Origin of the sequence: Paraburkholderia ginsengiterrae (assembly GCF_001645125.1) — a bacterium.
Lineage (GTDB): Bacteria > Pseudomonadota > Gammaproteobacteria > Burkholderiales > Burkholderiaceae > Paraburkholderia > Paraburkholderia ginsengiterrae.
The window spans coordinates 1-23,865 of the sequence record NZ_LXKA01000343.1 but is presented as its reverse complement, the minus strand read 5'-3'; the positions used below and the strand labels follow the sequence as shown (position 1 = coordinate 23,865).

Genomic DNA, 23,865 nt, shown 5'->3' with positions numbered 1-23,865 from the left:
CGTGAGACGCTTCGCCCTGGTTGACTGCGCTGTCGAAACACCTTCTATCTATCGCGAATTACTGCAGCGTGTCGAATTGGCCGGAGCGCGCTCACAGTGCCTGTTCACCAATCAGCGCGAGGCTAGTCTGGCCCATGTGGGGCCATGGCTGATCGACGTTCCAGAGATCGAAGCCACCCGAGAGTTGTTCTCCTGGTTGATGCTCATCGAGAGCAAATATCCTGCGATCAGTTGGTTAGTCGCAAAGGTCGACTTTGAGACGTTGTTTGCACATTTGGAATCTCAAATCGACCTAATGCTCCCAGACGGAAGCCGCGGCATGCATCGTTTCTGGGATCCCCGTGCATGGTCGCGCTTTCAACGTGTTCTAACGATGGAGCAACGCGTGGCATTCATGGGGCCTGTATTGGAGTGGAAGGTCGCTTTGAAAGGTAAAACCCATCAGATAAGCCGAGTAGATGCCGAGTGCAACCTGTTAGAGGAAATAATCTATGTTGACGCTGACGCCTGATCAACTGGAGATACTTTCGCTGCCCGATGCTCGCACATTCGCCCCAAAACTTGCGGCGGAGATACGCCGAGAATACTCATCGGCCGTTGCAGACATGAATGACTCCGCTCTTATCCGGGAGGTTGAGCGCAGCTATGGACATGCCAGTGAAACCTTGCACATCACTCATCTACCCACGCTGGTCGAATGGACGAAGGCGGATGTAGCGTGGGCACGCGGTCTGCGAAACGAGATGGGCATAGACCTCTGGATACGCGGAAGCCGCCCGAGCAATCTTGCAGCGCAAGACATTTTATCGGGTATGAAAGCCGGGGCAAAGTGGCATAGGGAGGATCAATAATGGCTGTCATTGTCGCTCCAGCTGCAGAAGGATTGGGTGCCCTTGTCATACGCATTTTGGTGGCACTCGGTGTGGGTGTTGAGTTAAGCGAGCAAGCGACGTCGCTATCGAAAGATAAAGTATCAGACTGCGCCGAGTCCGGTAACCAGAGCCAGTGCAATCAGTGCAGGTTGCAGGAGGGCTTTGTGGGACAAGCATTGCAACCGCGTTATGTCACTCGCGGTAATCGCATCAACTACGACTATCAGTTGTACATCGGGAATCTGCATGCAGGGCCAGAGCGCTTTTCCTACGTCAAACGCGGAGACAACGCCAATACTGAGATTGATCTAGGTTGGCAGATGACAAAGGATATGTTTGGTAATGGCGGAATCTATACGACAACCGAATGGAGTTACGGTGGCGTCTGGTTTGATGGTTTCTGGCGAAGCATGTGTACTGTCGTCGAAGCGAAGGCTAACTTTGAGGACCTGTGGAATGAAAGAGGAAATCTCGCGAAGCCCTGGGGTTTAGGGATTGTCACGGGTTGGGTTAGCAAAGACTATCCGCGACAACAGGCCGCCATAGCAAACACTGCGCCACAAGGAAAATTGGAATGGCATTTCATGCAAAGACTACCTTATGCCAAAGCCGTGGAAACAGGCCTCCCGAAAACTGTTGCACGATTGACTCCTATGCCGATACTGGGCCTTTAAATGAATACCAGATTTCACTTCATCATAAAGAGACATCCGCTCACTGAAGACGAGGGCTATGAATGGCTGAGCAGTTTGCTTACTACCATCCACCCTTTCTTGCCTACCGTCCATTGGTATCTAAGTCCAAGCACTCAGGAAGAATCGAAGCGACCGTTCCCCCAGGTGGTCGATAGAACCAATTTCTTGGCGTGGATCAAGCGGCGCCATGCTGAAACTCTCAGGGAATGGCCCGAATATCCGTTTGGCTTCAGCGCGTTATTGACTAGCGCTTCCGACGAACGAGCCTTCGAGGTAGAGGAAGGGCGATGCTCACTTATCTTCGAACCCGGTCACGGCAGAATACAGTTGGAGATTATCGATCCCGATATTGCATGGCCGCAAAGCGACGTCACAAAGATGATGAAAGGTATCCTTGGCGCGGTGGTGAATGATGAGTCCGTTGAGTTCGCTGCCGTCGATACGTCAAAATGGCCCCGGAAGGATGGCGAAAAGGGTGCTGACACATACAGCATTGACTTTCGCACCTTCCCTCATCGACGGTTTCTTGGCTGGATGGGCTTTGTCCCAAAGGTGATCGAACCCGCGGACCTGACCCAGGCTGACGAAGTCATCCCAATCCTCAGTCGTCGCGGCTCCATTGTTGTGGCCGTAAGTGATCAATTCGATGTTCACAATCCTCTACACATCGAGCAAGCGCAGCGAGTGGAAATGCGGTTGGTGGATCTGGATGCATTGCCAGTGATTGATCCTTCTTTCCAATAATGAAAATCGGCGGCAGTAGTTGCCAAAATGCAAGGGGATACCACGTTCGACTAACACTAAATACGTCTATGAGAATTTCCGTGTGAGATCTAGCGGGACTTGGGGGAACAAAAATCGGCGGTTAGCAATTATGGCTGTCCGCCGTTGGCACGGAACTGGCCGATGCGAATCCATAAACTGCTTCGGTGCTTTCAGGCCGCGTTGCTGCTGCAATTGGTGTGCAATGAGGAATCCCTCGCTCAGAGTTCCACTGTGGCATTCGACATTGGGAGCATTCGATAATGCAATTCATATGCAGGTCGACCCATTTTCCAGCTCAGCGCAGTATGTCGTGAACAACATAGCCGCATCTCAGCAGGAAGCTGCCACGGCGGCCCGGCGCGTGAACGAATTGAAGTCGCAACTGGAGAAGGCAAAGACAGAGGACCCGCAGAAGTTGAATATTCCAGGGCTAAACGTGCATATCTGCACCCTCGTTCCGCCAGATACACCGAAAGGCGGCGCGTGGAACGAGGTGTATATCCATTCCAAACTGATGATCATAGACGATGTATTTGTGGCGCATGGCTCGGCCAACGTCAATCTCCGCAGCATGGAGGTGGATAGCGAGTTGAATATCTGTCACGAGTCGATGCGCGTGACGCAGCCACTAAGGGAGAAGCTGTGGGGAATTCATACGAATGGGATGGGGGTGGGAAAAAAAGAAGTCAATGGGAGACTGGATGCACAGAATGCTTTTAAGAGTTGGGGCGAAATTATCGCCCGAAACAAAGACAGAAAGTCCGATAGAAATAGCAATCCATACGCATCCTTGGTCGAGTTCCGCAGAGAAGACCCGAAGCGGTCCAGTTGGGATTAGGAAATGAGAACTGCCGCGTTACTGTTGTTGGCTATCTTGAGCTTGGCCGCCTGCTCGAAGGAGAATGACTTGCCCGGATTGCCTGATATCGCCAAAGTGCACGCCAATCTTGCGTTCACCTGTACCCATGAAGCGGACCATCTACCTGCACTCGATCCGGACCCGGATGCCTTGTTCCGTTACGGCAGGTATCTGCAAACGCGCGCTGGCCCGAAGAACTTCGACGAGATGGCGCGTTACTACCGGATCGCCGCGGCGCATGGCCATTACAAGGCGAACCATAACGTGCAGCAACTGGTGTCGCAAGGCATGGCGGATTCACCAGACGCTGCGCACGAAGCGGTTGAATGGGCAACCCAACTGGTCAATCAGGGGATTCCGATGGGTTATTACGATATTGGTTACTACCTGAATTCTTGATATGGCCTGAAGCAGAACACGGAAATTGCGCTGAAGTACATTCGCAAGGCAGCAGGTCTGGGGAACGGGAATGCGCAGTACTACGTCGCCAATTTGCTGGCTCCGCGCGACAAGGCACCGGATATAGCAATGCAAATGAGGTAATGCGCCACCGATCAGGGGCACGCGCGCGCAGCTCATGAGTTGGGCACAGAGCGTCAAGAGGACGGGAAATATCATGACGCCGTTGAGGCATACCCAAAGGGAGTGGCTGCTGGAAGTAGCGTGTCAGCAATGAAACTCGAGGAATTGTTTCTAGCTCCAGCTGCGACGGATGAAGGATCCTATCTTGATCTTCTCAAAGATCCGGAACGCTCGCGTCGCTATAAATTAGTCGGCGATTTCCTTGACCGTAACCAGCTGAGCAATCCCGCCGTCCCGGATATCGACAGAATCGTCCCCCTCCCCCCGGCCCAACTGCCACCATGGGACGGTACGTTCGAATGGGAAAAGAAGCCGGCGCAGACTCTGGCAGAACTGCGCGGTGAGACGACACAGCGCTTCCGCAAGGGTGAAACATTGCCCATGCGCGATGTGAGTCTCGCCGCGAGCCGGCAACGAGACATACAGTCTAGAAATTAAAGTTGTCGATATTGCTCGAATCGAACGTGGTAGGCGGTCCGAGAATGATTTCGCCTTGCGGCCCGATGGTGCGCTTGCCGAGCTTGCCGGCGTCGAACGATTCGCCCTCCTTACCGCTGATCGTGCCCGACGACAGCGCCGCTGCCGCATAGGCGGCCAGGTAGCCGAGTTGACCCGGATCCCACAACTGGAACGCCTTCACGGTGCCGTTTTTCACGAACGCGCGCATCTGGTTCGGCGTACCCAGACCGGTCACCGCCACCTTGCCCTTGCTCGACGACGTCGAGATATACCGCGCGGCCGCGGCGATGCCGACCGTGGTCGGCGCGACAATCGCCTTCAGATTCGGATACGCCTGCAACAAGCCCTGCGTTTCTACGAACGATTTCTGATCGTCGTCGTTGCCGTAGGCGATTTTCACGAGCTTGATCTTCGCGTACTCCGGTTTCTTCAACTCCTCCTGCATCCACTTGATCCACGTGTTCTGATTGGTCGCATTGGGCGTGGCCGACAGCACCGCGAACTCACCCTCGCCGCCCATCAGTTTGGATACCAGTTGAATCTGGCCGCGGCCAATGCCTTCCGCGTTCGCCTGGTTGACGAACAGCTGACGCCCTTCCAGCGCCGTGTCGGAATCGAAAGTCACGACCTTGATGCCTTGCGACATCGCTTTCTTCAGATACGGCACCACCGCATTGGCGTCGTTGGCGGCGATCACAATGGCGTCCTGCCGCTGTGTAATCAACGTATTGATGTATTGCACCTGCGACGACGCGCCCGCATCCGACGGTCCCACCGCTTTGCCTACACCGCCGAATTCCTTGATCGCGGCCAGCCCGCCGTCGTCGGCGATCACTTCGTAGGGGTTGTTGATCTGCTTCGGCACGAAGGCGATCTTCAGGCCGCTTTTCAGGCTCGCGGCGGATACAGCGCAGGTGATTGCAAGCAACGCCACGCAAAGCGCGGCTGTGCCGGTGTGACGTAGGGGTTTGAACATGAAGTGTCTCCTGCCTTGTTGTTGGACGTGACGGTGTCCGGGTTATCGGTCGTGTAACTTGCTGTTCTCAGATGCAGGCATTGCCAGGACGTTACGAGGAAGACGCGGACTTCGCGATGAAACGGCGGTCGCGCGCCGCGCGCCAGCGGGCAACCAGATTCGGTATCAGCACCGACGCCAGCAGCAGCACGCCTGTGACGATGGTCAGCGTTTCGCTGGAGACGTCGTCGAGCGTCAGCGCATTCTTCAGGACGCCGATAATCAGCAGCGACAGCAGCACACCGGTCATCGAGCCGCGTCCGCCGAAAATGCTGACGCCGCCGAACAGCACCGCGGCGATCACCGACAACTCGAAACCCTCTCCGTTGTCGCCTCGCGCGCTCGTGAAGCGCAGTGTGTACACCACGCCCGCCAGCGCGCTCATGGCGCCGGACAGCACGAATAGACGCATTCGCAGCTTCGCCACTTCGATGCCCGAAAACGCCGCGGCGGTTGCATTCGCGCCGATCGCATAGAGACTGCGGCCGAACGCCGTGGCTTGCAGCAGCACGGTGAACGCCACCGCACCGGCAATCACAATGGCAAACGGCAGCGGAATGAAGGTCGAGCCGACCGTGTTCATGCCGAACGCCGTATAAGCGGCGGGAAAATCCGCCACCGCCTGATCGCCCAGCAATACGTACGCCAGGCCGCGAAACAGCGCCAGCGTCCCGATGGTGACCGCGAGCGAAGGCAGATTGAGCTTCACGATCACGAGGCCGTTGAGCAGGCCCGCCAGCGCACCGGCAATCAGTACGAGCACGATCACGAGCGGCATCGGCAGGCCCAGATGCCACAGCACGCCCATCAACGCGCTCGATGCGCCCAGCACCGACGCCACCGAGAGATCGATTTCAGCGGCGACGATGATCAACGTCATCGGCAATGCCATCAGGGCGATCTCGGTTAGATCGGCCAGCACGTTGCTCAGATTGGCCCCGGTGAGAAACACGGGCGACAGCATCCGTCCGAGCGCGAGCGACAGGATCAGCACGATCACCAGCAACGCTTCCCATTGCAGCGGCGTGCCGCGTTTGTGCGTTAGCGGCGCGGAATCGGGTTTAGCCATGATCGCGCTTCCTCATCATGCGTTTGGCGACGGAACGGGCCAGCAAGGTATCGGCGGCAATCGCGGCGACAATCAACACGCCCTCGATCGCCTGCTCCCAGAACGGCGACACGTGCAGTACCACCAGCGCAATGCTGATCACGCCAAGTACGAGCGCGCCGAGCGTGGCGCCGAGAATCGTACCCACGCCGCCGGTGATCGCGACGCTGCCCACCACAGCGGCGGCCACGACCTGCAACTCGATGCCTTTGGCCGTGCTGGCATCCACGGTGCCGAAGCGCGCCAGCCACAATGCGCCCGCAAAGCCGGCAATCGCGCCGGACAGCAGGAAGCCCGCCATCACGCGGCGCTCGACATTCACGCCGGCAAGACGCGCCGCCTCGGGATTCGAGCCGATCGCGTAATGTTCGCGGCCGCCGCGAAACTGCTTCAGATACACCGCGAGCCCGGCCAGCACCACGACTGCGATCAGCGCTAGCGTCGGAATGCCGAACAACGTGCCGGTTGCCAGGCGCGAGAACGCATCGGGCAGGCTGGTGGCGTTGATCTGGCCGCCGTGCACCCACGCGTAGTCCGCGCCGCGAAAGATGTACAACGTGGAGAGCGTCGCCACCAGCGACGGCACGCGCCCCACCGCCACGAGCAGCGCATTGATGCTGCCCGCCACGAGGCCAATAGCGAGCCCCGCCGCCAACGCGACGATCACCGGCATATGTGGAAACGCCACGTACAGGCTGCCGACCGCATACGCACTGACGCCGACCGTCGATCCGACGGAGAGGTCGATATGGCGCATCAGGATCACTACGGTCATGCCGGCCGTCAGCAAACTGATAATCGACACGTTCAGCAGCACGTCACGCAGATTCTGCAGATTCAGAAACTGCGGTTTCGCGAGCCCGGTGCCCGCGATCAGCAGAACCAGCACGACGAACAGAGTCGTCTCCCGGCTCTTCGCGATGCTCGCCGCAAAACCGCCCGGCGAGCCGGCGGAGCGCTGCGCGAGTGGCGCCTGAACCGGGGCGTGATGAATAGACGAGTGGCGCATCATGCGGCGCCTCCCAGCGGCGAGCGCGATGGAAGCAATTGAGCAGGCTGACTGAGTTGACCGAGTGCCGCGCCCATGATGCGTTCTTCGTCGGCATTGGCGCGCGCTATATCCGCGCTGATACGTCCCTCGTGCATCACCAGCACACGGTCGGCCATGCCGAGCACCTCCGGCAACTCGCTCGAAATCATCAGCACCGCCATGCCGTCGCGCACCAGTTCCGCGAGTGCGCTGTAGACCTCGGCCTTGGCGCCGACGTCGATACCGCGGGTGGGTTCGTCGATGATCAGGACTTTCGGCCCGGTGGCGAGCCACTTGCCGAGCACGACCTTCTGCTGATTGCCGCCCGACAGCGTACCGGCCGGCGCGCCCGGATCGCCAGCCTTCAGGCGCAGGCGCGCGCCCCATTGGCTGGCAAGCTGCGTCTCGCTGCGCGTCGAAATGAGGCCGTGTTTGACGAGCCGTCCGAGGACCGTCATCGACGCATTGCGCGCGATGCTCAGCTCCAGCGCGAGTCCTTGCTGGCGGCGGTCCTCGGGCACCAGCGCGAGTCCGGCGCGCACCGCGGCGGCCGGCCTGCCCGCCGTCAGACGCTCGCCGCCGATGCGGATTTCGCCCGAATCGAGTGGATCGATGCCGAAAATGGCCCGCGCGACTTCACTGCGCCCGGCCCCGACGAGTCCGGCCAACGCGACGATCTCGCCCGCGCGCACGTCGAAGGAAATGTCCTTGAAAACACCCACGCGCGTCAGGCCCCGCACCGACAGGCGCACTTCTCCGGGTGGCCGGTCAGCTTTCGGATAGAAGGTTTCCAGATCACGCCCAACCATCCTGGCAACGATTGATTCGGTCGTGAGATCCGCCGTGAGTCCGTCGAATACTTTGGCGCCGTCGCGCATGATCGTGACGCGTTGTGTCAGCGCGAATACTTCGTCGAGCCGGTGCGTAATGAACAGGATCGCCACGTCCCGCTCGCGCAGTTTGCGCACAATGGCAAAGAGGCGTTCTACTTCAGGGAGCGACAACGCCGCGGTCGGCTCGTCCATGATCAGCACGTTGGCGTTCAGCGACAACGCCTTGGCGATTTCGATCACCTGCTGGTCCGCGATCGATAGCCCGCGCACCAGCTGATCGGCGCGCAGATCGACGCCGAGCGACGCGAGCAGGCCATCCACTTCGCGGCGCATCGCGTCGTACTGAATGCGGCCAATCCGGTCGACCGGCTGCCGTCCCATGAAAATGTTCTCCGCGATCGACAGATCGAAGAACAGCGTCGGTTCCTGGTAAATCACCGCGAGCCCGGCGTCGCGCGCTTCGGCGGGCGTCGCGAAGCGCCGTGCGACACCGTCCACCCAAAGCTCGCCCGCATCCGGCTGATGCACGCCGGCGAGAATCTTCACGAGTGTCGATTTGCCCGCGCCGTTTTCGCCGAGCAAGGCGTGCACCTCGCCCGGCCATAGCACGAGATCGCCGTCGGCTAGCGCACGCACCCGGCCGAACGATTTACTCGCATGCCGCAATTCGAGCCTCGGCACAGCGGATGTGGGTTGCTGCAAGGCCTGTCTCCTTGAATTCGTATTCCGGTGCGCGTCAGATGCGGTAGAAGCGCTCCGCGTTACCACAAAACAACGCGGCTTTCTCGGCGGCGCGCGCGCCCTCGACAATCGACGCATAGGCATGCCACAGATCCGCGTAAGAACCGAACAGCCGGTCGACTGGAAAGTTCGAGGCGAACATCGCACGATCCACGCCAAACGTATCGATCGTTTCGAGCACGTATGGCCGCAGGCTTTCCACGGTCCACTGATGATCGAACATCGCGAGTCCGCTGATTTTCACGGCGACATTCCGGCAGCCCGCCAGCAGCCGCATGCCGTCGCGCCAGGCGCGATAACCGGCCACGCCGGCGCGGTCCACGAACATGCCGGCATGGTTGATCACGAACTGTGTGTCGCCGTGCGCGCGCGCCAACGCAGCCGCCTCTTCCATCTGCGACGGATACAGTTGCAGATCGAACGACATGTCGTAGCGCCGCAGCAACTCAAAGTGCTCACGCCATTGCGGCTCGCGCATGAAATGACGGCCGACGTAGTCGAACAGTTTGTTCTCGTGCACGTTGAGAATTTGCCGTACGCCACGCGTATTGGCGAACGACGCGTGCGCTTCGAGCACGGCAGGCGCATTCGGCGCGGACAGATCGACGGCGGCGACCAGCGCATTCGGCATGCCTCGCGATGGCGGGCTATCGGCGATGGACTGCAGCCAGCGGGTTTCCTCGACCAGATCGGCGGGATCGTGATTCGCTTCGACGTGCACGAGTTTCAGAACCTCGATATCGCCCGCTTCACTCAACAGATCGTCGAGCAGGTAGTCGTGCCTCAGATCACGCGCGTCGCCGACGAACGATATGCCGGGATTCTCCAGCCACGGATAGCGATGCGTTTTGAGATCCCACAAATGAATATGTGAATCCACCACCTGCATGCGACACACTCCGTACTGTGAAGGTCACTTCGAGGTCAGATAAGGTAAGCGTGGTGAGCTTATTTCGAATCGGCTCAGCCCGGCAAATTCAGATGAAAAACCGGTTCGAGGCGTTGCTGAAGCGGCGTGTGATCCGGGGCCGTCTGCATGATGTCAGCCATGTAATCCCACCATTTGCGCATGACGTCGAGTTGCGGCAGTTCGTTCATGGTGTGATCCGCGGTTCTCGTCAGCACGGCGAACAGATGGTGCGAATCCGGATCGAAAAAATCCGGTAGTCGCGCACACCGGCGTGGTGCAACGCATCAACCAGCTCAGGCCAGATTTGCGCGTGACGTCGTTCGTATTCCTCGCGCATGCCGGGGTTGAGCACCATCCGGAAAGCGATTGTTTCCATTGCGGCCTGTCTCCCGTCGCATGTGCGCCTTCGCAGCGAAGCGTCTGATGCGACTATAATTCCTGCGTCGATAGCATCTCAATCCGTTGTTGGGATTGGGCGATCCACAAACCGAATCGCACCGCACACATGAGCCAACCCTCGGCCACCGTTGCACTCGTCAATCGGCTCAAGTTCAAGCATCTCGCGCTGCTCGTCGCGCTCGACGACACGCGCAACCTCCATCAAGCCGCCGAGGCCGTCAACGTGGCGCAGCCGAGTGCGAGCCGCATGCTCGGCGATATTGAAGAAGCGTTCGGCTTCCTGCTGTTCGAACGCAACGCGCGCGGCATGACGCCCACGCCGCTCGGCGTCGTCACGCTGGCCTACGCGCGGCGCGCGCTCGCCGAATTGACCCGTTTCGCCGAAGACCTCGACGTCAAACGGCGCGGCGGACATGGACAACTGACAGTCGGCGCGATCATGGGCGCCGCTCCCGATCTGCTGGCCATGGCGGTAGCCGCGCTGAAAACCGAAAGCCCGCTGCTGAACGTACGCATACTTGGTGAGACCAGCGACCAGGTTGTGCAGTTGCTGCATCGCCGCGAAATCGATCTGGCGCTCGGGCGCCTGACCAGTCCGCTGCAACACAACGATTTCAGCTTCGAACCGCTCGCGCGCGAGACCTTGCTGCTGGTGGTGCGTTCCGTCCATCCGCTCGCGCAGCGCTCGCGCCTCACGCTGCGAGAACTGGTCGACTGGCCGTGGGTCGCGCAACCCGTCACCAGTCCAGCACGCGTGCTGTTCGAAGAGGAACTTGCGCGCGCGGGACTCGGCACGCCGGTCAATCTGACCGAATGCGCGTCGATCTTCGCCACGCTGCAATTGCTCGAGAATTACGATGCGGTGGCCATGCTGCCCGAGTCGGTCGTGCGCGATCATTTGCGCGGCAAGCTGCTGGTCGCGCTGCCGCTCGAAATTGGTAAAAGCCTGGCCGGCTTCGGCATTCTCACGCGCAAGGAAGAACCGCTCGCCGAACCGGCGCTGCGTTTCATCGACCTGTTGCGCGGCTTCTCGCGCAAGCTCGCGCGTGACGCCGCGCTGTCCGCGGCCGACGCTCAAATCGCGTCGGCCCCGGCGAAATGACATCGGCATCGCGCGTTATTGCAGATTGACGAAGAGGCGGCCGTCCACCAGCAGCGCGGCGCCCGTCACGTAGCGCGCGCGGTCGGAGGCGAGGAACACCACGCAATCGGCCACATCTTCCGGGCGCCCCAGCCTGCCGAGCGGAATGCGCTTTTCGAAGTAGGCTTTTTTTGCCTCGTCCGCGAGGTCCTCTGCGTTCAGGTCGGTCGCGATGGTGCCCGGCATTACCGAATTACAGCGAATCCCGTACGGACCTAGGGCAACCGCGCAAGATTGCATCAGCGAATGCACGCCCGCTTTGGTCGGCGTGTAATGCGTCTGCATGCCGCCGCCCACCAGCGCGCTGATCGAGCTCGTTGCCACGATCGCGCCACCCGTGCCCTGCGCTTTCATCTGTTGCGCGGCGGCTTGCGTGACGTAAAACGCACCGTTCAGATTGACCGCCACGGTCGACTCCAGCACGTCCGGCGGCATGTCGAGAAAGGCGTGGAACGGGCAGATGCCGGCATTGCTGGCGAGCACGTCGACCTTGCCGAACGCTTCGACCGTCCGGCGCACCAGTTGCTGGCCGGTTTCACGCGCGGCGACGTTGCCTTCCACCGCGATCACGCGCCGCCCGAGCGCCTCGATTTCACTGATCACTTCAGCGACAGCTGAACGGCGCCCATACGATGCGTCGTTATCGCCCCAGTAGTTGATCGCCACGTCCGCGCCTTCCGTTGCACAGGCTACGGCGATCGCGCGGCCGATGCCGCGCGATCCGCCGGTGACGATCACGACCTTGTCCTTGAGCAGCACGTCATTCTCCCTGGTTGGTCAACAGTGCGATGCGGCTCGCGAGATCAACGCACCAATCAACGCACCAATCAACGCACATAAGGCCGCACCAGCGCGCACTCCGGATTCAGGCGCACGCCGAAACCCGGTGCGTCCGGCACTTTCATGCGGCCATTCACGGGCACCGGCTCGTCGAGCAGCAGCGGCGTGAACATCGGCACGACCTGGTCGGCTTGAGGCGCCATCATCAGAAACTCGGCGAACGGCGAGTTATGCCGTGTGACGACGAAGTGATAGCTGTACACCGACGAGCCATGCGGCACGACCATCACATTGTGAGCATCGGCGAGCGCGGATATCTTGATCAACTCGGTGATGCCACCGCACCAGCCGACATCCGGCTGGATCAGATCGCAGCATTGCATCTCCAGCAGCATACGAAAACCCCAGCGCGTCGCCTCGTGTTCGCCGGTCGACACCATCATGCCGCGCGGCACGTTGCGGCGTAGTTCGGCGTAACCCCAGTAGTCGTCCGGTGGCAGGCACTCTTCGAGCCATTTCAGACCGTATTCGTGCGCGGCCTGCGCGAGGCGCGTGGCATACGGCACGTCGAGACTCATCCAGCAGTCGTACATCAGCCAGAAGTCCTCACCGACGCGGCTGCGCATGTCCGCGAGCTTCTCCAGATTCTGCCTGAGACCGGCTTCGCCTTCGGCCGGCGCATGCTGCAACGGCAATTTGCCGCCGATGAACCCCATCTCTTTCGCGAGGTCCGGGCGCGCGCCGGTCGCGTAGAACACGAGTTCATCGCGTACGGGGCCGCCCAATAGCTGGTACACCGGCTCCTTGCGCACCTTGGCGAGCAGATCCCACAACGCGAGATCCACGCCGGAAATCGTATTCAGCACCACGCCTTTGCGGCCGTAGTACAAGGTCGAGAAGTACATCTGATCCCACATCTTCTCAATGTCGGTCACGCGCTGGCCTTCGAGAAAACGTGCAAGATGCTTCTCGACGATGAACGCGCCGATCTCGCCGCCCGTGGTCACCGCAAAGCCGACCGTGCCGTCGCTCGCCTCGATCTCCACGACCAGCGTGCCGAGCACGTTGATGCCGAACGACTGGCGGCTTTGCCGATACTCCGGATAGCGCGCCATGGGCGTGGCAATGTGGTCGTCGATCCAGTGTCCGCCGGGTTGATCGTGATAATCCGCACCGCCGCCGCGGACGATGAAGGCACGCACGTGCCGGATTGTGGGCATGGCCATGAAAGGGGCTCCGTGATGAGGGCGTCGGCTGCGGTTCCGCGTGTGCTGTCGGGTATGCGGCCACTGCGGCGATGCATCGGGGTGACGCCGCGGCGATTCAGTAAGTAGATTCAGTAAGTCGCGCGGCCGCCGGACAGGTCGAATACCGAACCCGTGCTGAACGCACAGTCTTCGGACGACAGCCAGAGAATCATCGACGCCGCCTCTTCCGGCAACAGAAAACGGTTCATCGGGATCTTGGAGAGCATGTAGTCGATGTGCTGCTGCGACATCGAGTCGAAGATTTCGGTTTTGGCCGCGGCCGGTGTGACGGCATTGACGAGAATGTTCTTCGTCGCGAGTTCCTTGCCGAGCGATTTGGTCAAGCCGATCAACCCCGCTTTCGATGCACTGTAATGCGAGGCGTTCGGATTGCCTTCCTTACCGGCCACCGACGCGATATTGACGATCCGGCCGTAACCCTGCTTGAGCATTTGCGGCACGACCGCGCGGCAGGTGAGATACGGCCCGATCAGATTGACTTCGATGACGCGGCGCCAGACCTCGGGCTCCAGCTCCCACGTTGCGCCGTTGCCACCCGTGATGCCGGCGCAATTGATCAGGATATCGATCGAACCGTGATCGGCGACGGTTTGTGCGACCGCTCGGGCAACGGCGGCTTCGTCCGTCAATTCGACGGTGACGGTGGTGACTTTGCCCAGTTCGCCGAGTTCGCGCTGGCTGCGCGCGAGGCGTTCGGCATCGACGTCCCATAGCGCGACCGACGCACCCGAATTCAAAGCCCGTTGCGCCACCGCGTAGTCGATGCCGCGCGCGCCGCCGGTAATGACGGCCACACGCCCCTCCAGATCGATTCGATTCATCGCCATGCTCCTGCGGCAGGCCTTGCCGGCATGCCGTTGAGTAGTTGTAGTTCCGCTGTCCGTGCTGACTGTGCAGTCAATATACGAGCGGTGCGATGCGCTAACAATTCGAGTATTGAAGGGGGCGATAGCAAAAGCGAATCGGCGTAGTGTCAGCTGGCGTATTGCCGAGGCGCAAGCACGCCTGCCGAACCAGCACCTGCAGTTCAGTGGAAGATTCCCGCACTCGCTCCAAGAAGGCCCGCGACACTCACGAGCACGGCAATGCCGGAGACGAGCCACAGGTAGGCCCCACGAGGCCGATGCTGGCTTGGCAGCGCAGTAACGCTCAGCGCGATGAGCAGACCAACCACGAGCGGCAGCATCAACGCGTTGACCACCTGCGCCGCCACGTTCAGCGAAACGAGATCCGGGGCGAGCCAGACGACGCACGCGCTGCCCGCCACCGACACCACATACACCCCGTAGAACCACGGCGCGCTCGTGGGCCGGTCTTCCAGCGAGCGCCGGAATCCGGCCACCTCGCCCAGCCCCCAGGCCAGCGACAGCGAGCAAACTATGGCGGCCACCATCGATGCTCCGAGAACGCCCGCGCCGAAGAGAAACCGTCCCGCCGGCAGACCCACGACCGTCGCGAGCGCGTGACTGATTTCGCCGACGCTTTCCAGAGAGCCCGAGTGACCGCCGCCCGACAGGGTGGCGGCCGCGGCGACGAGAACCGCTACCGTCAATAGCTGCGTAAGGACTGCGCCAATGGCCGTTTCAACTCGGGCCGCTGTGTAGTCTGTGGGCGTGAGCCTTTTATCCGCGACCGCTGCCTGCTGATAGAAAACCATCCACGGATTGAACGTCGCGCCAATGAGCGCAGCAGCAAGATAAGCAAACTGGTGATTGCCGAGCGGGAGATCCGCCATCTGCCGGAACAGTTCGTGGATATCCGGATGCGCCTTCCATGCCACGACGAAGAACATCAATTCGAAGGCCCCAATGACGATGGCGACCTTATCCACGCGTCGATGCGAGCCTGTGAGCACGACGGCGATCAGCGCGACAACAGCAAGCGGCAAGGTAATGGACCGGGAGACACCATACATCTCTCCGACGCCGGCAACGCCGGTGAACTCGGTCACCAGCGAACCGAGCACGGCAATGACCAGCCCGGTTGCCGACAGGTATGCCCACACCGGACCGAAGTTCGAGCGAATGAGTTCGCCGTGGCCGCGTCCGGTAAAAATGCCGAGCCGGACAGTCAGTTCCTGAACCATGTAAAGCAGAGGGATGAGGCCCAGCAGCACCACCAGCAGCTGAAGACCCCATTGCGCGCCGGCCTGCGCCGCCGTCACAACATTGCCGGCATCACAATCCGCGAGCATGACAAGCAGCCCGGGCCCCCACAAAGCAACCCACCGCAGACGAGGCGGGACCTTGGATTTGATCAGCGAGGAACCAGTCATGCTTTCTGAAAGGAAGCGTAGGTAGTATTCGGCGACTGATTGTAACTTGGCGGGTGCCGTCGGCCGGCATGACGAGCCTGTCAACGCCCTTACACGACCGAACGCTCAGTTGCATCGTCCTTGCCGCCGCGCTGGTGCGCTAATGCGCGTGGCCACATCTCGAGGTTTTGAAATGGAAACGTACGTCTTGTTGGGCTGTGTCTTTGGCGCGGCGCTGTTGATCGCCATCTGGGGAATCTGGAATCTCCGGTAACGCCGGCACGGTATCCGGGAGCCTCCTCGGCTGCCTGGAAATATTCGGTTTCAGAAGTCACACACTCCGGGTCGTCATCGCAAGTGCCTGCGACGTTAAAGGGATGAACGGCAAAAAAGCCGCTCTTCAACGACCAGGAGATCAACATGCGCACCCCTACCTACCGCCTTGCTGCAATCGCTGCCCTTTCCATGACGCTGGCCGGCACCGCGTCCGCGGCGACCCACTGGGATGCCACCCATCCGCGCCGTGCCGAGGTGAATCAGCGGCTCGCCAATCAGGATCATCGCATTCACAGAGAGGTGCGTGAAGGCGAAATGTCCCACGCTCAGGCGATGAGGCTTCATCGCGATGACCATCAGATTCGCCAGGAAGAGCGCGATATGGCTAGCCAGGACGGTGGCCATATCACCAGGCAGGAGGACCATGTTCTCAACCAGCAGGAGAATCATGTGAGTGCGCGGATCGGGCAATGAGATCGGGCGCGGGCGTCAACTGCAGCGTTCAATGGTTGCCGCTGACGTCTGCGCTAAACTCCGGGAACAATCGGCGACGGCGACCGACGGTGACTTTCGTCAGGAGGCAGATGTCATGGAACGCTCTGAATTTCTCGCAGCCACACGGCAATTGGCGGCGGCCGCCGAGATTCTGGCCAAGGCTGGTCCTCCCGCCCTCCAGTTCGACGCTTTCCAGATGCTCGCGTTGTTTCGCCAATACGACCAGCCTGGTGCCGGCATGAACACGGTCGCAACCTCCAACGACGCGTTGTTCGCAAGCACAGGCCACGCCGCACTCACCATGGCCGGGCGCAATGAGTTTGCCGCATCGCACGCACTGCTCGAGCAGGCACGCTCGCTTTTGGCCGCCACATGAAGCCGCTACGATAGACGGGTGTTGGATTGCGAATATGCAGTACTTCGAAGCAGTATCTCGCGCTCCCGAACGGCTTCGTTACAGGAGCGCCCCATCATGCCCGGGATCTGATTACTGAATGGGCGCACCACCCCGCGTCACCTGGATGGCGGTCGCGGACTGGTAGTCGGCTCGAATGCTGTCACCCACCTTGAGTTTTTCGAGCGGCACATCCGGCGCCACCTGCAGCGTCACAGAGCGGTTCGGTCCTCTGAGCGTCACCTCACGTTTCTTGCGGTCAATTTTTTGCACCGTCGCTACGACCTGCACGCTTTTGACCTGAGCCGTGCCGCCGCCGGAAGCCGGAATTGTCGCCTCGTTTTCAACGCGTGAGCGAATACCTTTCGCGTCGATCTTGTCCGCCGACAGCAGCAGCGCGCCCTTGTAGGCAATGTGAACCTCGTCGCCGATCTTGAGCTTCTTGACGTCGCCAACTTCCGGAGCAACATCGACCACCATCGAATCGCCACGCGGACCGCGAAGCGTGACGCTGTTCGTACTCGCGTCGATATGGGTGACGTGCGCCGTCACCTCGACAAGTGCCGCGGCGCCGACGGCGTCGGGCGAGCTGGCCGCGGCCGTGGCGGTTTGTGCCGAGGCCATCGTGAACGGCCCGGCAGATAGTGCCGCCCCAAGGGCGAGCGCGATAGCCAGAGTGGAATGACGGAAACCTGAACGCATGCCTGAACCCTCCTACGGGTGTGAAAATGCGATGACGTCGGACAGCAGCGCGATAGTTTGCTCAATCAGTATCCGGTTTCCGCTTCCGTATCGGCCGCCCTTCGTTTGGCATGAGCAAAGACCCGGTCTCGCTCCGCCGCCGCAATCAGACGTCTCTTGGTGATCGACCGGCCACAGTTGCCAAGCCCCATCACGGCGACGTATTCGTCGCGGCGGTTTCGTTTGAAGCGGATAAAAAAATCGTCGCCCGGCAAACCGTTGTCAAGCGCTAGTAGCACGCCATAGTCGACGCACGTTTCTTCGCCCAGACTCGTCACGGCCTTCTCCAGCGCCGCCATGCGTCGCAACACCGGTTCGCCGGGATCGAACAGAGAATGGAAACATTTATAGGGCAACAGCCGCTCTCGCTCGGCAGCACGCCGTAGTGCTGACGCGATCTGGTTCACCACCTCGGATTGCATACCGTTGGATGAAGAAGAAAATAGTTCATACGACCGCTCACGCCGAATACGCTCGACATAAAGCAGCGCCACAAGTTGAACGAGGCCGCGACCTTCAGCGGCTTATTACTCTTATTGGCGTCATTCGCAGTGCTCTGGGAAAATGCACGGATTACGCATAAAGCAAACAGAATAAATAACGAAAAATACCTTCCCATGTCCGCCACCTCTGCATGCAAATCAACGAGCAAAAACTGGCCCTGTACCGAAAAAACTTGCCAACTGCGTTCGCAATTCGAGAAGCAACGCTTAAAAGCAATTTCAAGTGAAACGCGCGGAGTCTCCCGCAGAAGCAGGACCGCGCGAGACAGCGAAGATCGCCGCACAAGGGTCCGCCGGACTCATGGCAGGCGGCGAATACGCACGGTGTTTAAATCGCGCTCAATGAGGTTAGCAAACGCCGTTACGGAGAGCAAGAGCTTTTTTAAGATGAATGAAAGGTACGCGTTGCCAGATGCCCTTCCATGAAAATGGTGATTTGCCTATTGAGCGCCCATGACAATTTATTTTCTTCATATCCGAACATGGTTCACTGTTTTTCGATTATCCGTAAGTAGCGTGACAGTGAACTGCAGCCTGTCGAAAATCATCACATCCCGGTTAATGAATCGACCTGTGGAGCTTTGCGATGGCTCGCCCGAATGACGATTTGCCGACCATTGCCAGGCGCCTCGCGGCCGGGCAAAAACTGCTCGATGGCATTCCCGTGGCACAGATTGCCGAGGAAATGGGCATGGCAAAAACCACCGTCGAGAAATATCGCCAGGTGCTGGAGGAAGGTGGGCTCGACGCGCTACGCAACATTAGCGTGGGTGGCAGGCGTTCCGCGCTGGACGGCGCGGCTCGCGCCTGGATCGCGGAAGCGTTGCGTGGCTCTCCGCGGGACTATGGTTTTGATGCCGATGGCTGGACGAATACGAGAATGCGGGAGCTGATACGCCGTCAATACGGAATTTCGTACTCCAGAGTTTACGCATGGCAATTGGCGACTGACCTCGGCGTGTCGCACCGTTTCGGCCGATCCGGGCGATGAGGTGATTTTGCCGGCAAGGCCTGACCGCGAACGATTGGCCGATCGCTCGCGCGGTTACAGCTCAGTCGGAATGTCCACCGGCCACCGACGCTATGGATGTCTCTGGATGGCCGTGAGATATCCGCCTGAAGGCAGAGCAACAGTTAATCCGTACACGCCGGACACGCAATCGCTTCAGCCGGCACAGCCCGCTCGCTTCGCCCGAAACTCGTAAGCGCGGCCAGTCCAAGCAACGCAAGACCACTACCGAGCATAAAGTCGGCCGACATGCCCACATGGTCGACCACTACACCCCCCACCAGCGAGCCGAGTGCAATCGCAACCTGAATGATGCTCACGAACAATGCGGAGCCCGCTTCCGGCGAATCCGGCGTGGCACGTTGAATCCAGACGCTGAAACACAGCGGCAACGCACCGAAGGCCACGCCCCACGCGAGCACCATCGCCACGACTCCAACCGACGAATGCTGAAGCAGCGGCAGCGACACCAGCGCGAACATCAGAAGCGAAATCATCGCCCCCGCCGACACTTTCAGATTACGTGTCACCGTCGACGAAACGGCGAAGTTCGACACAAACCCGATCACACCGAACCCGAGCAGCAGCAAGGTGATCGTGGACATGTCCAGATTCGCGTTGTGCAGCAGGAAAGGCGTGATGTACGTGTACGACGAAAAATGCGCGCCGAACACGAGCGCCACCATCAGCATGCTTCGGCGCGGGTGGGGCCGGCGCAGGAGCGCGGTCAGATCGCGCAGGCGCAATGCGGCGCTCGAAGGCAAGGACGGCACGAAGAAGTACTGGGCCACGAGCGCGACAGCGACCAGCACGCCAGTGGCCATGAACGAAACGCGCCACGACGCAAAGCTCGCGATGAACGTGCCGAGCGGCACGCCAATCACCGTTGCACACGTCACGCCGGTGAGTATCGTCGCCATGGCGCGCGCCGAGTCCCTGGGCCGCACGAGACGCACCGACGCCGCGGTGGCCAGCGTCCAGAAACCGCCCAATGCGGCGCCGAGCAGAGCGCGACCGACCAGCATGAACAGAAAGTCCGGCGCGAAAGCGGAAATCAGATTCGACGCCAGCAGCAACGCCGTGAGTAACAAAAACACGCGCCGGCGATCCATGCGCCCCGCCACCAGCATCAGACCTGGTGCCGAAATGGCCGCAATGACGCCTGGGACGGTGACCATCAGGCCGGCCGTGCCCGGCAATACACCCAGTTCCGCGGCAATGCGCGGCAACAGGCCGACCGGCAAAAACTCCGTCGTCACGAAGGCGAAAGCGCCAATAGCGACCGCCACGACCGCGAGCCACGAACGCAGGGACGACGAGGCCCCATCGTCCGGCGAGGCATGGCTCACCGGCAGATTGTCTTCCATCAGCATAGTATTGTTTGCGAGTCTCTAAACAACGGGTGGGATTGGAGCGGTTTCACCGCGCTAATCCAATCGCCAACTGCCGGGCGTGATAAAAAAACAGGCCCTATTGGCCTGCCCGCCGACAGTGAGGAAATAGCGAACTGGAAAATCAGTAAGTGAAAACCCGAACAGAGCACACCTTAACATCGGATTAAATCGCTCGCTGACGACTCCGTAAAAATGCAGTCGCAAGTGGGGTTATTCGAGTGAGCGCCGCATCCCGCGCGCAGTGGCGGGCAGCGGTGCCGGTTATTGCGCACCGCTACCTTGAAGATGAACCGGTCATTGACCGAAATAGATTCTGCATTGTGGGCCGGAAGAGCATGGCTGGCCGTGCCGGCCACCCGCATCCGATTGTCCCGCGGCGACGCCGCCATAGGACACGTTCTGCACCGGCTGCGCGCCGGGCATCATGCTTTGCCCCGATTCACCGAACGACATGTCGGTCGTGGCCTGCGCCGATTCGTTCGCGTTCTGTTGCATCATTTCGCGGCCCGACATGCCGGCGGCCTGTTGGGCCTCCATCTCCGACGCGCCTGTCGCTCCCGGCGCGAGAAGAAGCATGGCGCTGGCCATCGCCATCCATATACGTAGTTTCATGTCCAGACTCCTTGAATCCGGCGCAGCAGTGCTCGTCCTCCAAAGAAATGATTCGCGAAAAAAACGCCATGCCGCCAAATTGGGCTGACGGACGAGTCGATGTCGATGCAAACTGCTGCGGCGAGTCATCGAACTAAACGAATAAAGAGTTGCCAGACCTGCAACCGATGTCGGATGCGTTCTCGCGGCTGCCCGGAATCAGTCGCCACAGGCTGGAAGCGCGGATTTTCGCTCCGCTGTTTCTTTATAGGTCGGCCACCCAGGAATTCAATCCCGGAACCGCGCGCCGCCTCGGCTGCAACCGGCGCCACCGGCCAATTGGCATTTGAATGAAAATCGCCCAAACTAGCGCGTGCTTTAGCCACGCAGTGCGTTATGATGCTGTTATAACGTACAAAAACGGCCCCGCGCGCGGCACCGGCGAGAGACGGAGCGTGGAGATGAAATCGGCCATCCACGATCAGTGCATCCTTATTACCGTTTTTCCATTGTGGCTGCAGGGCTCGTCCAGCCTTATTTGCCGCGTGCCTAAGCGCATGGGTGTTCACTGATTGGCACCGCAAGTCTGATTGGCGGTCTGGCCGGACATAAGCTGTACTGTGATTTATGGAGCGATGTTTTCTAGCGCTGCCCAGGATTTTCCTTCAATCGATAACCCCACCGCGGGCCGGCCCCATGCACATGGGCTCAAGGCTGTCGCGGGGCTCCCTTGCAACCTGTAATTATCAGAACACAAGACGCTTTAGAAGGACGAATATCATATGGACGAAAGGAAGCGAGATAGCATGATTGCGTATCTCCGCCACCGCATGGAAGAGTTTGGTATCAAACCAGAAGACCTTGCTGCAGTGCTCGCGTCCGAGCCGGCAGCGCAAAAGGCTCAACGCTACCGTAGCGCGACCGGAGATAGCTGGGACGGCCAGGGCGAAATGCCCCAGTGGCTGAAGCAGGCCATTAGCGCCGGTCAATCGATCGACCACTTTGAACTGTCGGCCGCGCCCATGCCGGCTCCGCAGCCCAAGAAAAATGTGGACTGGAAGAACGACCCGTTCGCAGGAAGTCCTCTGGCGCGTTCGAATAACCGCTAGGCTGCCTCGCGGTCAGCCCGCTGAGCAGCAATGCGGCACACTCGCCGGCGCCTCGATGCGCGCGACGGTATGCCCCGCGGGCGCGGCAGCGTATTGCGGCAGTTCGATCAGCGCAGTGACCTGCCGCACGATTTGCCAGAACATCTTGTCGAACAGGCGCATGCGCTCAGTCTCGGCCAGGTGCTCGCCAAGCGGATCGGCAAAGTTCCAGTGACACGACGGCGGCGCCCCCGGAAAGGCGGGTGCATGGTGTGCGCCGACGGATTCGTCCAGCGCGACCACGAGGTCCATGCGCGGTGCCCATTCGCCGGTGAATTCCAGCCAGCTTTTCGGGCTGAGTACGCCGAGATCCGAGATGCCGGGCCGCAATTGGGCCACCGCAAATGGATGAAGCCGCGCGGCCGGTTCCGGCCCCGCGCTGAATGCGTCGAACCGGTGTCCCGCCAGTTCCCGCAATAATGCCTCTGCAATAATGCTGCGCGCTGAATTCTCACGGCAGAGAAACAGCACCTTGTATTTTTTGGTCACGCTTACCCCGTACCCTTGTTTTTTTGCTTCTATAGGCAATTCTGCCGGTCCAGTCTTGCGCCCTCGTGACACTACGACGTTCAAATTTCTCGCGCCACAGGAATTTGTACCAGGGGGCGCCCGCTCATGGGCGGCGCGTTGGGCTTCGACGGCTTGACGGCTCGACGGGGCAAGAATCAGCCTGCGCGACGCTTCAGTATCGCAGGCCGTTCAGGAACTGAAACCAGAGGCCTTCCAGTACGCCCGCCGGATGCGTCTCGCCAGCCGGTTCTTCGCGCTTGTCCTGGTTGGCGCGGTTGGCCGGCGCGGCGCGCGGGGCGGCGTGGTCTGCTTTTTCTGCCTGTTCCTTTTGTGGCGCCACTTCAGCCTCAACCGGCGCGTCCTCGCGTCCAGCTTCAGTGTCAGCGTCAGCTTCGGCTTTGGCGGCTTCCCGCCGCGACGCCTGCAACGCCGACACGCTGTCGGCGATCTGCGCAGCCCGCCGCGCCTCGCATTGCCGCCCAAGCAGCACGCCGAACCGGACGTCGCGATTGTGGCCCTCGTCGGCAAAGCGCATGGCGAGCGACACCATCTCCGCGTAGGCGGTTTCGTCGGCGGCACGCGTGGCCGCCTCGCGTTCGGCTTGCGCCTGCTGGCTGCGGGCGCGCTGCGCTTCCCAGCCGCGCATCTGCTCCGCGTAGACCTTGTCGTAAACCTTGCGCTGCTCGGCGTCGGAGAGGATCGCGTACGCGTCCTTGATTTCCTGGAAGGTGGCGCGCGCCACTTCTTCGGCGCCGGTATTGCGGTCGGGATGCCACTTCATCGCGGCCTTCCGGTAGGCCCGCTTGATTTCTTCTTCCGTGGCGTGCGTGTGCACGCCGAGCGTGTCATAGAGGGTTGCCATTGCTTGCTCGATCTCGCCATGAATCGCGTCGCGGACCATCCTAGCACGCCAGAAGCGGATTTATCGTGAAGCAGGCTACGCCGGCGCCGCCCGGCCGTCAGCACATCGGGTAGGGTGAGGGGTCACCCCCTCAGCCCTCCCACACCACCGTACGTGCGGTTCCGCATACGGCGGTTCATCAAGAACGCTGGAGGCGTTGCTGGGTGTCCAGCATCGAAACAAGCCCCTGTC

26 protein-coding genes and 2 pseudogenes are annotated in these 23,865 nt (G+C 60.4%); 11 read left to right on the top strand and 17 right to left on the bottom strand.

The window, feature by feature from the left end:
• Position 1 precedes the first annotated feature (1 nt).
• From A6V37_RS29060 to A6V37_RS43350, 6 genes and pseudogenes are all read left to right on the top strand, one after another.
• Positions 2–511, top strand: a complete 510-nt coding sequence (locus A6V37_RS29060; protein WP_165614467.1) for a DUF4123 domain-containing protein — start codon at positions 2–4, stop codon at positions 509–511.
• Complete coding sequence (locus A6V37_RS29055; RefSeq protein ID WP_064270076.1) at positions 492–851, top strand: hypothetical protein; 360 nt, start codon at positions 492–494, stop codon at positions 849–851. Before A6V37_RS29060 ends, A6V37_RS29055 begins: the two co-directional genes overlap by 20 nt.
• On the top strand, positions 851–1,546 hold the full coding sequence (locus A6V37_RS29050; protein WP_064270077.1) for a Tox-REase-5 domain-containing protein: 696 nt from the start codon (positions 851–853) through the stop codon (positions 1,544–1,546). Before A6V37_RS29055 ends, A6V37_RS29050 begins: the two co-directional genes overlap by 1 nt.
• Positions 1,547–2,311 (top strand): Imm52 family immunity protein, encoded by a 765-nt coding sequence (locus A6V37_RS29045; RefSeq protein WP_064270078.1) that lies wholly within the window; start codon positions 1,547–1,549, stop codon positions 2,309–2,311.
• A 331-nt stretch (positions 2,312–2,642) separates the two neighbouring features.
• Entirely contained in the window at positions 2,643–3,170 is a 528-nt protein-coding gene (locus tag A6V37_RS29040) for a phospholipase D-like domain-containing protein (protein WP_242665877.1), read from the top strand.
• 3 nt (positions 3,171–3,173) lie between these two features.
• Positions 3,174–4,085 (top strand): annotated as a pseudogene (locus A6V37_RS43350) (SEL1-like repeat protein); the annotation flags it as partial.
• Between the two features lie 115 nt (positions 4,086–4,200).
• On the opposite strand, the gene rhaS reads toward A6V37_RS43350, so the two are convergent.
• From rhaS to rhaM, 6 genes and pseudogenes are all read right to left on the bottom strand, one after another.
• Entirely contained in the window at positions 4,201–5,208 is a 1,008-nt protein-coding gene (gene rhaS / locus A6V37_RS29030; RefSeq protein WP_064270080.1) for a rhamnose ABC transporter substrate-binding protein, read from the bottom strand.
• 91 nt (positions 5,209–5,299) lie between these two features.
• A complete protein-coding gene (locus A6V37_RS29025; RefSeq protein ID WP_064270081.1) occupies positions 5,300–6,316 on the bottom strand; it encodes an ABC transporter permease in 1,017 nt (338 codons plus the stop codon).
• Positions 6,309–7,367, bottom strand: coding sequence for an ABC transporter permease (locus A6V37_RS29020; protein WP_064270082.1), 1,059 nt, complete (start codon positions 7,365–7,367; stop codon positions 6,309–6,311). Before A6V37_RS29020 ends, A6V37_RS29025 begins: the two co-directional genes overlap by 8 nt.
• On the bottom strand, positions 7,364–8,920 hold the full coding sequence (locus tag A6V37_RS29015) for a sugar ABC transporter ATP-binding protein (RefSeq protein WP_064270083.1): 1,557 nt from the start codon (positions 8,918–8,920) through the stop codon (positions 7,364–7,366). The genes A6V37_RS29020 and A6V37_RS29015 overlap by 4 nt, the downstream gene beginning before the upstream one ends.
• A 34-nt stretch (positions 8,921–8,954) precedes the next feature.
• The gene (locus tag A6V37_RS29010; RefSeq protein ID WP_064286576.1) at positions 8,955–9,848 is read right to left on the bottom strand and encodes an amidohydrolase family protein; all 894 of its coding nucleotides are present in this window, start codon (positions 9,846–9,848) and stop codon (positions 8,955–8,957) included.
• 74 nt (positions 9,849–9,922) lie between these two features.
• Positions 9,923–10,245: pseudogene (gene rhaM, locus A6V37_RS29005) on the bottom strand (L-rhamnose mutarotase).
• A 129-nt stretch (positions 10,246–10,374) separates the two neighbouring features.
• Between rhaM and A6V37_RS29000 the strand changes: the two are divergent.
• A complete protein-coding gene (locus A6V37_RS29000; RefSeq protein ID WP_064270085.1) occupies positions 10,375–11,370 on the top strand; it encodes a LysR family transcriptional regulator in 996 nt (331 codons plus the stop codon).
• Between the two features lie 15 nt (positions 11,371–11,385).
• Here the strand turns inward: A6V37_RS29000 and A6V37_RS28995 are convergent, their stop codons facing one another.
• The 4 genes from A6V37_RS28995 to A6V37_RS28980 all read right to left on the bottom strand — a co-directional run bounded on the left by A6V37_RS28995 (position 11,386) and on the right by A6V37_RS28980 (position 15,816).
• Entirely contained in the window at positions 11,386–12,168 is a 783-nt protein-coding gene (locus A6V37_RS28995; RefSeq protein ID WP_064286574.1) for an L-rhamnose 1-dehydrogenase Lra1, read from the bottom strand.
• Between the two features lie 68 nt (positions 12,169–12,236).
• On the bottom strand, positions 12,237–13,415 hold the full coding sequence (gene rhmD, locus A6V37_RS28990) for an L-rhamnonate dehydratase (protein WP_064270087.1): 1,179 nt from the start codon (positions 13,413–13,415) through the stop codon (positions 12,237–12,239).
• Positions 13,416–13,525: 110 nt separating this feature from the next.
• On the bottom strand, positions 13,526–14,278 hold the full coding sequence (locus A6V37_RS28985; RefSeq protein WP_064286572.1) for an SDR family NAD(P)-dependent oxidoreductase: 753 nt from the start codon (positions 14,276–14,278) through the stop codon (positions 13,526–13,528).
• 206 nt (positions 14,279–14,484) lie between these two features.
• The gene (locus tag A6V37_RS28980; protein ID WP_242665878.1) at positions 14,485–15,816 is read right to left on the bottom strand and encodes an NRAMP family divalent metal transporter; all 1,332 of its coding nucleotides are present in this window, start codon (positions 15,814–15,816) and stop codon (positions 14,485–14,487) included.
• A 315-nt stretch (positions 15,817–16,131) separates the two neighbouring features.
• Between A6V37_RS28980 and A6V37_RS28970 the strand changes: the two genes are divergently transcribed.
• Positions 16,132–16,461: a hypothetical protein gene (locus A6V37_RS28970; protein WP_064270090.1), complete on the top strand. Its 330-nt coding sequence runs from the start codon at positions 16,132–16,134 to the stop codon at positions 16,459–16,461.
• Between the two features lie 31 nt (positions 16,462–16,492).
• Positions 16,493–16,858 (top strand): hypothetical protein, encoded by a 366-nt coding sequence (locus A6V37_RS28965; protein WP_082902796.1) that lies wholly within the window; start codon positions 16,493–16,495, stop codon positions 16,856–16,858.
• A gap of 111 nt (positions 16,859–16,969) precedes the next feature.
• Here A6V37_RS28965 and A6V37_RS28960 read toward each other — a convergent pair whose 3' ends face one another.
• Together A6V37_RS28960 and A6V37_RS28955 are read right to left on the bottom strand one after the other, a co-directional pair.
• On the bottom strand, positions 16,970–17,578 hold the full coding sequence (locus A6V37_RS28960) for a hypothetical protein (protein WP_064270091.1): 609 nt from the start codon (positions 17,576–17,578) through the stop codon (positions 16,970–16,972).
• 65 nt (positions 17,579–17,643) lie between these two features.
• On the bottom strand, positions 17,644–18,111 hold the full coding sequence (locus A6V37_RS28955) for a hypothetical protein (protein WP_244174060.1): 468 nt from the start codon (positions 18,109–18,111) through the stop codon (positions 17,644–17,646).
• Positions 18,112–18,727: 616 nt separating this feature from the next.
• Between A6V37_RS28955 and A6V37_RS28950 the strand changes: the two genes are divergently transcribed.
• Positions 18,728–19,111: a helix-turn-helix domain-containing protein gene (locus A6V37_RS28950; protein ID WP_423213153.1), complete on the top strand. Its 384-nt coding sequence runs from the start codon at positions 18,728–18,730 to the stop codon at positions 19,109–19,111.
• A 143-nt stretch (positions 19,112–19,254) separates the two neighbouring features.
• Here the strand turns inward: A6V37_RS28950 and A6V37_RS28945 are convergent, their stop codons facing one another.
• From A6V37_RS28945 to A6V37_RS41005, 3 genes are all read right to left on the bottom strand, one after another.
• Positions 19,255–20,502, bottom strand: coding sequence for an MFS transporter (locus tag A6V37_RS28945; protein ID WP_064270094.1), 1,248 nt, complete (start codon positions 20,500–20,502; stop codon positions 19,255–19,257).
• A gap of 315 nt (positions 20,503–20,817) precedes the next feature.
• Positions 20,818–21,135 carry a hypothetical protein gene (locus tag A6V37_RS28940; RefSeq protein ID WP_064270095.1) on the bottom strand — a complete coding sequence of 106 codons (318 nt, stop codon included), beginning with the start codon at positions 21,133–21,135 and terminating at the stop codon, positions 20,818–20,820.
• Positions 21,136–21,260: 125 nt separating this feature from the next.
• Positions 21,261–21,683, bottom strand: a complete 423-nt coding sequence (locus A6V37_RS41005; RefSeq protein WP_131799908.1) for a hypothetical protein — start codon at positions 21,681–21,683, stop codon at positions 21,261–21,263.
• Between the two features lie 213 nt (positions 21,684–21,896).
• Here A6V37_RS41005 and A6V37_RS28930 point away from each other — a divergent pair, with 213 nt between their 5' ends.
• Positions 21,897–22,223 (top strand): H-NS histone family protein, encoded by a 327-nt coding sequence (locus A6V37_RS28930; RefSeq protein ID WP_075643576.1) that lies wholly within the window; start codon positions 21,897–21,899, stop codon positions 22,221–22,223.
• Between the two features lie 12 nt (positions 22,224–22,235).
• Here A6V37_RS28930 and A6V37_RS28925 read toward each other — a convergent pair whose 3' ends face one another.
• Both A6V37_RS28925 and A6V37_RS28920 read right to left on the bottom strand, forming a co-directional pair.
• Entirely contained in the window at positions 22,236–22,751 is a 516-nt protein-coding gene (locus tag A6V37_RS28925) for an arsenate reductase/protein-tyrosine-phosphatase family protein (protein ID WP_064270098.1), read from the bottom strand.
• A 193-nt stretch (positions 22,752–22,944) separates the two neighbouring features.
• Entirely contained in the window at positions 22,945–23,634 is a 690-nt protein-coding gene (locus A6V37_RS28920) for a J domain-containing protein (RefSeq protein ID WP_064286586.1), read from the bottom strand.
• Positions 23,635–23,865 lie beyond the last annotated feature (231 nt).